At 63.7% G+C, this 10,786-nt stretch carries 10 protein-coding genes and 1 pseudogene; 7 read left to right on the top strand and 4 right to left on the bottom strand.

Translation table 11 applies throughout. The annotated features are described in order from the left end of the window. Nucleotides 1-167: helix-turn-helix domain-containing protein (locus D466_RS24325; RefSeq protein ID WP_156004502.1), on the bottom strand; the 167-nt coding region annotated here is incomplete at its 3' end. A 1,168-nt stretch (nt 168-1,335) separates the two neighbouring features. On the opposite strand from D466_RS24325, the gene D466_RS23675 reads away from it, so the two are divergent. Next, a complete protein-coding gene (locus D466_RS23675; protein WP_081630066.1) occupies nt 1,336-2,049 on the top strand; it encodes a CTP synthase in 714 nt (237 codons plus the stop codon). A 191-nt stretch (nt 2,050-2,240) separates the two neighbouring features. On the opposite strand, the gene D466_RS0119560 is transcribed toward D466_RS23675, so the two are convergent. Both D466_RS0119560 and D466_RS24915 read right to left on the bottom strand, forming a co-directional pair. Then, nucleotides 2,241-2,441, bottom strand: coding sequence for a hypothetical protein (locus D466_RS0119560; protein WP_018915370.1), 201 nt, complete (start codon nt 2,439-2,441; stop codon nt 2,241-2,243). A 268-nt stretch (nt 2,442-2,709) separates the two neighbouring features. After that, entirely contained in the window at nt 2,710-2,958 is a 249-nt protein-coding gene (locus D466_RS24915; RefSeq protein ID WP_081630065.1) for a GDCCVxC domain-containing (seleno)protein, read from the bottom strand. 372 nt (nt 2,959-3,330) lie between these two features. Here D466_RS24915 and D466_RS0119555 point away from each other — a divergent pair, with 372 nt between their 5' ends. The 5 genes from D466_RS0119555 (at nt 3,331) to D466_RS0119535 (ending at nt 9,903) form a co-directional block, all read left to right on the top strand. Beyond that, a complete protein-coding gene (locus D466_RS0119555) occupies nt 3,331-4,473 on the top strand; it encodes a DUF4236 domain-containing protein (RefSeq protein WP_018915369.1) in 1,143 nt (380 codons plus the stop codon). A 376-nt stretch (nt 4,474-4,849) separates the two neighbouring features. Beyond that, nucleotides 4,850-5,512 carry a VWA domain-containing protein gene (locus D466_RS0119550; RefSeq protein ID WP_018915368.1) on the top strand — a complete coding sequence of 221 codons (663 nt, stop codon included), beginning with the start codon at nt 4,850-4,852 and terminating at the stop codon, nt 5,510-5,512. Next, a complete protein-coding gene (locus tag D466_RS22510; RefSeq protein WP_081630064.1) occupies nt 5,509-6,357 on the top strand; it encodes a PP2C family serine/threonine-protein phosphatase in 849 nt (282 codons plus the stop codon). Before D466_RS0119550 ends, D466_RS22510 begins: the two co-directional genes overlap by 4 nt. Continuing rightward, nucleotides 6,354-8,318, top strand: coding sequence for a helix-hairpin-helix domain-containing protein (locus D466_RS0119540; protein WP_018915366.1), 1,965 nt, complete (start codon nt 6,354-6,356; stop codon nt 8,316-8,318). The genes D466_RS22510 and D466_RS0119540 overlap by 4 nt, the downstream gene beginning before the upstream one ends. Before the next feature lie 955 nt (nt 8,319-9,273). After that, nucleotides 9,274-9,903 carry a hypothetical protein gene (locus D466_RS0119535; RefSeq protein ID WP_018915365.1) on the top strand — a complete coding sequence of 210 codons (630 nt, stop codon included), beginning with the start codon at nt 9,274-9,276 and terminating at the stop codon, nt 9,901-9,903. Nucleotides 9,904-9,961: 58 nt separating this feature from the next. Here D466_RS0119535 and D466_RS0119530 read toward each other — a convergent pair whose 3' ends face one another. Further along, entirely contained in the window at nt 9,962-10,285 is a 324-nt protein-coding gene (locus tag D466_RS0119530; RefSeq protein ID WP_018915364.1) for a cupin domain-containing protein, read from the bottom strand. A gap of 273 nt (nt 10,286-10,558) precedes the next feature. On the opposite strand from D466_RS0119530, the pseudogene D466_RS23665 reads away from it, so the two are divergent. Then, nucleotides 10,559-10,786, top strand: a pseudogene (locus D466_RS23665) (IS3 family transposase); the annotation flags it as partial.

Raw genomic sequence — 10,786 nt, 5'->3', positions numbered from 1 at the left:
GTGAGCTTGCTCGCCTGTTCCCCTCGAACGTACTTCGGCACCTTGGGCGTTTCGCCCTTGAGCCACTTGCTCACCGTATTGCGCGCCAACCCCGTCTTGCGGGCGATCTCGCGCTCACTGAGCTTGTCCCGACGGTGCAGGCGCCGGATCTTGCCGATCATGTCCATGGTGATCATTCCTGTCGTCCCCGCCGCACAAAAAAACAGCAGGGTAGGTCGAACACCTGGCCCAGTTTTCGGTCGGCACAACCCTCATACGTGGCTCAAATTTCGGTCGGCGCCAACAGCTGTGGTGTCGTCGATGGTGCCCTCGTTGGCGTTCTGGCGTGTCTTCGGTCGTGCTGGCATGGTCGGATGGCTCGGCGAGGTTGTCTTCGAGGCCGCTGCCCAACGCTTTGTGCTTGCTGGCAGCGGCGGCTTCCGATGTGTAGCGATGAGCGCGCCATCAGGGGCCAATGTCCAGCACACCTCGCCGCTGCCATGCTGACGTTGGTCTTGTCGAGGACTTCACGCGCGGCCGTCTGCGGATATGGGCAATGTGTTCTTCCTCCGCATCCAGCCTCGCGCGCCAGGGGGCGCGCGTCGCTCACGTCTTCGTCGCGACGTCCATCAATGCCTCGTGTACTCGCTGCACGGCTTCGCCGGTGCGAACCGCCGCCGTCCCAATGTGCATCGAGGCCAAATGTTCATCGACGTCGGCTCCAACTGTTCCATCTGCAGCTGTGCTGTCGCAGCTTGCCCTGGCTTTCACGCAACTGCACCCTCCGCGGGCTGCCACCCTGATGGTTTCAACGTTGAAAACTCTGCCATCGCGGCGCCCAGCGGCACGGAGTTTCAACGTTGAAAGCCTGGGGCCCGTGCTGCATCGCCTCGGCGCTGGTCGCGCCGAGCGGTTCGTCCAAGGGCGGGCTGCGCTGGGCCGGCGGCGGTTCGCACCGCCTCGCCGTGCCCCGGTCGCGGCAACTGACTCCTCGTTGGCCTATCAACGAGGAGTAGCGTGACCCCTACTCGCAGCAGATGTCTACCCGACGCACGCTTCTGGACGCAGCGCCGTCCGCCCGCGGGTTCGTCGAGGTGATGGCCTGTGGTGGCATCGGGCCTGGCGTGTGAGATGGCCTGCTGGTCGATGGTGAGAGTGCCGTCGGTTGCTGGCCGCCGTGGTCACGGGGATGCCAGGCGCCGTGTACACGTGGTGCACGCTACGGTGTCACGGCTGGTAGCCCCTTAGGCGGCTTGGCCAGCGCCCGACAGGGCCGTCCCGTCATCGGGCGTAACAAGTCTTGGCGAGGGACTCTGGCAGACTCTGGGGCTAACGCCATCAAGAAGGGACTAGCTCATGCAGCGAGGCAGTGTGACCATTGGGCTCATCGGCGATTACGACGCCAATGTGCCTGCCCATCAGGCCATCCCAATCGCCCTCACCAATGCAGCGCAGACGCTGGGCGAATCGGTCGCTTGGAAATGGGTTCCCACCGAGACCATCACGGATGCAGGGCGCGTTGAAGCGTTCGACGGACTCTGGTGTGTTCCCGCCTCCCCGTATCGCAGCATGGAAGGGGCACTGCTTGCCATTGAGCATGCGCGGACGCAGGGGGTTCCCTTCCTGGGAACATGCGGGGGCTTCCAGCATGCCATCGTCGAGTACGCGCGCAATGTTCTTGGATGGGCTGACGCTGACCACGCTGAGACTGCTCCGGATTCCCAGCGTGCGGTCGTGTCTGCGCTTGAGTGCTCCTTGGTGGAGGTCGCTGAGCCGGTGCATCTCCACGCTGGCTCGCGCATTGCTACCGCCTATGGCACGGACGAAGCTTTCGAGGCTTACCGTTGTCGATATGGCATCAACCCCGCGTTCCGTGAGCAGTTGGTGAGTGGGCCGCTGCGCCTGAGCGCCGAGGACGCAGGGGGAGACATTCGAGCGGTGGAATTAGACGGACATCCGTTCTTTGTTGCGGCACTCTTCCAGCCTGAGCGCGCGGCACTTAGAGGAGAGCAAGTGCCCCTGGCCCGTGCGTTCGTTCTGGCCTGCCTGCACGCGCGTAGTGCCGCGTGATACCTCTCGGGACCGGTGAGTGCCGCCCGCCACACGCCAACCTAGGGGGCAACCAGAGAGGGCTCCTTCTGCTTGCCGATAAGAATGCCAGAAGGCGCCCGGCAGGGGGAGCATAGTGGCGCCGTCGGCCCCGCAGTTGCAATGCTCGCATAGGTAGCCGCAACGATATCTCGCCAGGGACCTGGGCCGCGCTAAGTGGCGTCCTTCAATGGCGTGGGCGGGTTGCTGAACTCGCGCCACGCGGCGACAACCGCCTGCACGTCGTCGAGCGTTCTGCGGAGCTCCGATGCACGCGCCTCCTCAACGAGCCTGCGCACCTCATCTACCGACATCCCCCGAATGGTCTCCGCGACGCCGGGGTTCTCCTGGTCACAGTACGGCTGCTCGCTCATCGCCGCGTTCTCACTCGAAGGGGTTCCGCGCTCGGCAGGGGAGTGCCAGGAGGTAGGGGAACGGGTCGAAGCTCCCCCTGGTCATGGAGCGCCTTGGCCGCGGCGAGCATGCGTCCCAAGCTCGCCTGCTTCATTGCCGGCAGGTCAGGGACGTCGTTCTTGTGGTCGTTAGAGGTCATTGCGCGCTCCGTTGGCTTCGAGTGTAGGCACACGCAGCGGTGCCGGGAAGAGGGCGCAAGGTTCTAGCGAGCTACTCGCTCGCGACGACTTATGTCAAGGGGGGCCTGGCACCACTGCAGCACCCGCCAGCAGTCGCGGAGGGGCTTGCTTGCACTGGAGGGCAAGGGACCGACCCGTACGAGCAAAACACGCAGCAGTCGCCCGGCAGCGGGCGCAGGACAGTCTTGCATTGCTCGCACTCGTAGAAGAACTGGCAGGAGTCCGTGGGCATTGTCGCCAGCGTTGCGAAGCCACACTGCGGACAGGTCAGCAGCGATTCGAGCGTAGTCGCGTTCAATTCGACTCCTTCCGACACATGCAGTAGATGAACGCGGGCGTTGTGAGATTTTGCTTTACCTTGACTATGACCATGTGTGATTGCGTGTGACACGGCTACACCACGTCGTGGGACGCGACCTTCGCACAAGCATGCAGTCGCAAGAGGCCATCCAGGTTTGCGCAGCAAATCCCTGTTACGTATTAAGCGAATACGCCTAGTTCAGGCGCAGCTTCCGGGTATCCGGCAACATGCGGGAGCTCCACTGTGGAGCCTCCCGCCTGTTCTTGGGGTGTTACAAGGCCAAATTTCGCCTTCCCCGCGAGTTTGCACGCTTGCCGTTCTTGCGTACCATCGAGCCGCCTCCACAAGAAATGACAAGGGGCTGTTGCCATGGGATGGACGTACTTCCGTAGCGTGAAGTTTGGCCCTTTGCGGCTGAACCTCTCGAGCTCAGGCATCGGGGTGTCCACGGGCATCCCGGGGCTGCGCATTGGCAAGGGCCCTCGCGGGGCCTACATCAGCGGAGGCATGGGCGGGTTTCGCTACCGCAAGTACCTGGGCAAGTCCAGGCGCGCCGCCAAACCTTTGGCCTCCTCAGGCACCGCTCCGGTCGTTCGCCCCTCTTACCCGACGAACCGGCCCGCCCAGGCCGTGAACCCCAACGTGGTTACGTCGGTCGTGCATGGCACCAAGAGCGCGTCTGAGTTGGGTGACGGCTCCCAAGACTCGGTGCTGCAAATCATTCGGGAGCAGCTTGGAAGGCCCGCTTATGCGCGCGCTTGCCTGGGGGCCACCTTGGCTCTGACTATCGTCGCTGGGTTGCTGCTTCCATCGGAGCCCGCCGTCGCCTTGGCCATGCTCGTGCTGGGCAGCGCAGCGTCGGTGTGGATGCACTTTCATGACAAGGCTCGGCGCCTGGTGGTGCTGTACTACGACCCCGACCCGCATGCCCGTGCGCTCTTTGACGAGTTGCATACCGCGCTACAGCCCCTGCTGGGGTGTTCGCGTTTTCAAAGCGTGGCGGAGACGTCTCAATACGTCCAGCGCAAGTACACCGCCGGTGCGCACGAAGGGCTGACATTTGCGCCCGCGTCGGTCAGAATGGGGCAACTTCCCGGCATCGCCGCCAACGTGAATGTTCCCATCCTGACTGCAGACGCAACGACGTTGGCGTTCTACCCCGACCGCATCTTGGTCCGACAGGGAAGTTCGGTGGGCTCTGTCGACTATCACGAGCTGGCTGCCGTCAGCCAAGTTACACAGTTCATCGAGAGCGGTACACCGCCGGCGGACGCCACGGTGGTTGCGCACACTTGGCAATACGTCAACAAGAGCGGGGGCCCGGACCGTCGCTTTGCCAACAACCGACAGTTGCCCGTGTGCTCCTACGGCTTGTTGAAGATGCACACGGCCAGTGGCCTGGACCTGCGGTTCATGGCCTCTCGCGCCAACGTCTTCGATGCGTTCGTGGCGGCTTTGCAGCGCATGCGCCGTACGCAAGCCACGCCTGGACACGTGCGGCCGACGCCCTGAGCACTGGGTCGCACAATCCGCGCCCAAAAAATCCGTCGCGACATGCACGGCGGTGTGGTCATGAAGGGCAGGGCACAGTGTGAGGTTTGCGCCAGGAGCTTCTGGAAGCCGCGATAGCTCTCGATGAAGCCGCGTCGGTGGGTGCCTTCTTGCGACGCAGGCCTATTGCGAGCGCCCACGCCGCCGAATGCGATTTTGCGCGCGCGCAGGGGCTGCACCATAATCTGGGTGTGCAAAAGGGTAGGCTAGCTGTTTCAAGTCGCATGCTGCCCCCGAGCCTGGTTGCGCCCTTCTCGTCTTGGCCTTTGAGCGCGCTTGCGCGCGGTTGGACGATTTTGTCGCGCCTGGTCCGATACAGAGACAACAGGAGCCGTGCATGTCCAGTGAGCAAATCTCCTTCGAGACCAACGACTTTGCCAGCAACCCCGAGCCGCGATGCCCGTGCGTGTTGCTGCTGGACGTCTCGCACTCCATGTCGGGCGCGCCCATCGAAGAGCTCAACAAGGGACTGGCTCAGTTTCACGAGGAGTTGGCCTCTGATGCGTTGGCCATGAAGCGCGTGGAGCTGGCCATCGTGACATTTGGGCCGGTGAAGGTGGAAGTGCCCTTCACTAGCGCCAGCTTGTTTTCCCCGCCGGCCCTGCGCCCCCAAGGCGATACGCCGATGGGTGCGGCCATCGAGCAGGCCCTGGCCCTGGTGGATGAGCGCAAGAACGACTATCGAAGTAATGGCATTTCCTACTATCGACCCTGGGTGTTCCTCATCACGGACGGAGGCCCAACCGACCAGTGGTCGCATGTAGGGGCCATCATCAAGGAAGGCGAGGCGGCCAAGAAATTCGCGTTTTTTGCCATCGGGGTGCAAGGGGCCAACATGGACGCGCTGTCGCAACTCAGCTCGCGCCAGCCGTTGTCGTTGCAGGGTTTGAAGTTCCGAGAGCTCTTCAACTGGTTGTCGAGCTCGTTGCGCTCGGTCTCGCGCTCTACCCCCGGGGCCGATGTACCGCTGGGAGCCCCCACGGGCTGGGCCAGCGTGTGAGCTGGTACGTTGTGGCCGCGTCGGCGGCCGGCACCTCGCACCAAGGCAGCGGTACGCCTTGCCAGGATGATTCGTGGGTGGAAGTTTGCAAGGCTTCGAACGACACCCCTTTGTTGAGCGTGTTCGTCTGCGATGGCGCGGGCAGCGCTCCTCTGAGTCGTAAGGGCGTGGACGTGGCCACGGTCGCTGCTGTTGCGTTCTGGGAAAGCGTGCGACAGCGCGCACCTACGGTTGCGCTGGATGAATCGCTGGCGCAAGCACTGGTGCTAAGCGTGCGCGAAGCGCTGCAGCAAGAGGCCCAGCAAAGCCGGCGCCCCTTGCGCGACTATGCCTGCACGTTTCTGGGCGTGCTCGGCTCGCCCACGTGCACGCTGGCATTCCAAATCGGTGACGGCGGCATCGTGCTCGATTGCGGCCAGGGCCTGGAGCTGGCCCTGGAGCCCATGACGGGCGAATACGCCAACATGACCCACTTCATCACCCAAGATGACGCCCTCGATGTGCTTGAGTGCAAGGTCTATAAGCAGGTCGCACAGCGTGTGGCCGTGTTCACCGACGGCATCCAGCGTCTGGCGTTGAACATGGCGCAGGGTACGGCGCACGAGCCATTCTTTCGTCCGTTCTTCTCCGGTTTGCTGCGCGCCACCGCGCAGCAGCGTGAGGGCTTGCAAGGGCTGCTGCACCACTTCCTGGACAGCCCCGCGGTCAACGAGCGCACCGATGATGACAAGACGTTGGCGCTTGCCGTCTGGAGCGAAGGTGACCCGGGCGAAGAGGACGCGGACGAGGCCCGTGCGCGCCACTCGACATCGCAAGATGATGGGCGCCGCGAAGGGGCGGTATGAGTCAAGCGACCTCGCGCGCGTTGGTCGACGCGCAAGGCCGTCCTTTCGTACTGGGCCGCGAACTAGGCCGGGGAGGCGAGGGCTCGGTCTTTGAACTTGCCGGCTCCGACACGCCCTATGTAGCCAAGGTCTACCACCGGGCGATAAGCGCGGACAAGCAGGCCAAGCTGCGCTACATGGTCGCGCACGCGGATGAGCGCTTGTTGCAGTATGTCGCTTGGCCAGTGCATGTCTTGCTGGCTCAAGGCTCCTCCGCGGTGGGGGGCTTTGTCATGCCCAAGGCCAGTGGCCGCTCGGAGCTGCACGCGGTCTATAGTCCCAAGCAGCGCCAGCAAGCTCTTCCGCGTGCAGCGTGGAACTTCCTGGTGTACGTGGCGCGCAACGTCGCCGCTTGTGTCGACGTCGTGCACGACCACGGCCACGTCATCGGCGACGTCAACCAGAGCAGTTTCCTGGTCGGCGCCGACAGCAAGGTCGTGCTCATCGACTCGGATTCGTTCCAAATTCGTGAGGGTGGAACGATTCATTTTTGCGAAGTAGGCGTCTCTCACTTCACGCCCCCGGAGCTCCAAGGGCGGAGTGATTTTTCCACCTTCGCGCGAACGCCCAACCATGACCACTTCGGTTTGGCGCTGCTCATCTTCCACCTGCTCATGGGCGGACGGCACCCGTACTCCGGGGTACCCATGCAGGACTTTGCCGATGAGTCGCTCGAGGGAGCCATTGCACAGTTTCGCTACGCCTATGCCCAAGACGCCTCTTCGCGCGGCGTGCGCCCGCCGCCAAACAGCATGTCGCTGCAGATGCTTCCGCCACCTCTTCGTCACATGTTCGAGCTGGCATTCACGCAACCCTGCGCTGCGGGCAGGCGGCCCAGCGCCTTGCAGTGGGTCCAGGCGCTGGACGCCTTGCGCGAGCAGCTCAAGGCGTGTTCTCGCACTCCGATGCATCAGTACTGGGCCCAACTGCCGCAATGCCCCTGGTGCGCGCTGGAGTCTCGAGGGGTTGTGTACTTCGTGGACCTGGGTTTACTTCAAGCTTCTACAGGGGACGTCACGGTCATAGCCCGGGTGTGGGCGCTGATTGAGGCCGTACCGACTCCCCCAGCCGTGAAGCCACCTCTTCCCGGGAACTTCGAGTGCACCCCGGAACCGCTGCCCAAGGAGCTGAGTTCTCGGCCTTGGTCGGTCGTTTGGCTGGTGTTGTTCATTGGGGTCATGTTGTTTACGACCATGCTGCTGCCGGCCGCGTGGTTCATGTGGCTAGGGGCTGCGGTGGCGGGCCTGGTCGTGCACACAAAGGCGGGCGCCAAGCGGCAAGTCGAGCTTTCGACCGAGCGCGACCGGCGCAGGCAAGCTGAACGGGTTGCGGAAGCGGCCTTCAAGCAGCTGTTTGACCAGGCCTCGAAGCTCGATGTCCGTGAGGCCTTCCTCAAGGCCAAAGCCGAGCTGGCCAAAGCCAAGGCGGAACTCGAGCTTTTGCCCCAGCAGCAGGCGCAAGCCATGCAGCAGCTGCGCTCCCAGGGGCGTGAGCGGCAGCTTGAGGCGTTCCTGGACCGCTTTTTCATCGACCAGGCCGCAATCTCTGGGGTCGGCCCTGGGCGCAAGGCTGTCTTGCGTTCCTTCGGCATTGAAACCGCAGCGGACGTGAGCGAGGCGAAGGTCTCGGCGGTGCGCGGATTCGGGGTCAGCCTGACCGCGGCGGTTCTCGCATGGCGCCGCCAGTGCGAGCAGCGTTTCGTCTTCAACCCTGTAGCCGCCTTGCCCGCCGCTGACGTGCAAGCGTTGCAGTCACGCTTTGCCCTGCGTCGCCAGGCTTTGGAAGCACGCCTGAGGCGAGGCCCCTCCCAACTGCAGGAGATGACACAGCGCGCGCACGCGCAGTGGCGGTCGCTGGAGCCTCGTATCCTGCACGCCGCGCAGGTAACAGCGCAAGCGCGGGCCGATACGCGCTTAGTCTGAGCGTGCAACTGCGTGGGCAGCGCACCGAACGGCGTCGACGCGTGAGAAGAGGATAGAGGTCAGAGCGCCGGACCCGGCCTGACCTTAGGGTTGCCACCTGCACCCTCAAAGTTGAGCGGTATGCGCTTCTCTACGCCGCATTGCGCACGACTACGGCCCATGCCATTGCAGATTTTCTACCCCTCTTGTTCAGGTCAGCCCGCCGACGCCCACCCTCCCGCGGGCAACGGTGCGTATCGTGCCTGCTGCGTCTATTGCAACTACTGAGCCCCCGAACCTGACGAAACGTCCGGAAGAATGATGGCGTCTTGCTTACTGAAGGGCAGGCGATTGCGGTCAGGGGCCTTGGACGTTGCTTGTTCGGCGGCCGCAGGCTGAGAGGCTGAAGGTTGAGAAGCTGTGGGCTGAAGAGCAGCCGGAGGGCCTGATACCAGGGACGAAGTCGACGCACCCGAAGTGGGGACGGCTGGACTCGAGGCCGTTGGAAGCTCTGTGTCGTTGCGCTTGAACACGACAGAGGTCGACGCGTTTGGGCCGGCAGCGTCGGAGCTTTCCGCAGAGGCCGCGCTTGAGGCACTCGAAGTCGTCGACGACGTGCCAGAGCCGCCCATGAACTTGCCCACAGCCCAAAACACGACAAGAAGCACCAGCAGCGTCTTCCAGGGAAAACAGCCCTTGCGCTGAACTTGGTGCTGCACAACATGCGTGTCCATGCTATGGCAGTTGGGGCACCGAAGCGAAACATCGCGCCCTTTCGGGTACCAGGTGTGATTACACGTGGAGCACATGTTCTGAGGGCGAATGGTTCGGCTCATCCAGGCTCACCTTCGGTTCTTGTTCGGATGCTCGGCATGATAAGGGGGCGCAAATTGGTCGAGCGAAGCGCCGAAGGAGCTCCAGTGACGTCCAAGCGTGGTGACTACACGATGCACACAACAGCATCGGAGTCATCAACATGCACATCAAGCTGCGCCGCGGCCGGGCGCTCCTCTATCGCTCAGCCTGGGTGCCGAGAGGTGCCCAGGGCAACTCGAACGGGTACACGAGGCAGGTCTACGTGGGCAGCATCGCGGCCGACGCCACCATCGTGCCGGCGGAACTGCTGGGGCGCCTGGTCGGGGACGAGCTGAACTTCCTCGAAGAGCGAATCTGCAAGCCCGCGCGTGACCGCATCGCAGACCAGGCGCGTGAGGCGGCGCGCCGGGAACGTGACCCTGCGTGGCGCGTCGCTGAAGCAACTCGCCTGGTCGACGAGGCAATTGAGCGCAGTGCCGCACAGCCTCTGGCCGCTGTAACAGTTACGCGGTTGCGCGAGACGCTCGACAGATTGCGCGTGGCAGGCGACCAGCCCAAACCGAGGACAACGCCGGTTACTGACCAGCTGGCTGATGCGCTGTCAGCAGTGCGCGCGGCTACGCAGGCCGTGGCGGGTGGTCGCTACGGGAAGGCGCCGGCCGAGCAAGTGCGTAACACACGCACGTACCGCATGTGGGCGGAGCTGTTTGAGCTAGTCCAGGGTGAGAGCGAGACTTCGCTGCTGCGTGCGTTGCAGGCTAAGGGTTTTGTGAAGAAGCGGGGAGGCTAAGCCGACCCCGCAGTGCGCCCGCTGACCGGGCACGGCCAGCATCGTGCGGTCAACCGAATCACGCTGACTCGCCCCCTTGAGGACCGTAGAAGAAGACCCAGGTTCCGAAGTCCTCGCTGAAGCCGTAGAAGCGATGTTCCGCGCCGGCTGGGACGAATAGCACGTCGCCGGGCCCAACGCGGCACTCTCGGCCTTGCACGATGAACTGGCCGTGGCCAGTGGCGATGACGTAGAGCTCATCGCGAGTGTGGGGCTGTTGCCGGTCAACTTTGTTCGGCTTGTAGAACTCGACTTCAAGGCTACCGTGTCGAAACAGCGCTGAGAATTCGCTTCCTTCCGCGTGCAACTGCGCTAGGGCTTGTGCTGGTGTCCAGTGGCTCATGTCGTTTCCCCCGAGGTAGGGTCATCGTAAGAGCGTCTGCGCCGTCCTTCCATGTTGGGCGGTAGATGGGGCGGCGCGCAGGTCCTGACAGTTGGCCGTGGCAGCTCACCTTTGCGGACGGGCGCAGGCGAACGAGGACTGGGGGACGCGGCCTTACAAGTTGTGGGCGGAATTGTTGGGTACGGTCCAGAGAGAGGGCGCTGGCAGTCCCCCTGCGTCAGAATAGATGTCGCCTTCATAGATCAACCCTGGGGGCGGAGATGAAGGACGAACGTGGCTCGATACGGACAAGCATTCAAGGACAGAGCGGTGGCGCGGTTGCTGCCGCCGGAGAGCGCGGAGCTGGACGTGGTGGCGCGGGAAGTGGGCATTGGAGCGGGGACGCTGGAGCGGTGGCGCGAGGATGCGCAGTCCAGGCCCGCCCGAGGGCGGGCCTGGACTGCGGGCGCCCGGCTTGAGGCCGTGATCACGACGGCGGCGATGAGCGAGGCGGACAAGAGC

The organism is Thiomonas sp. FB-6 (genome assembly GCF_000377645.1).
Lineage (GTDB): Bacteria > Pseudomonadota > Gammaproteobacteria > Burkholderiales > Burkholderiaceae_C > Thiomonas_A.
This window is presented reverse-complemented; position numbering and strand designations above follow the sequence as displayed.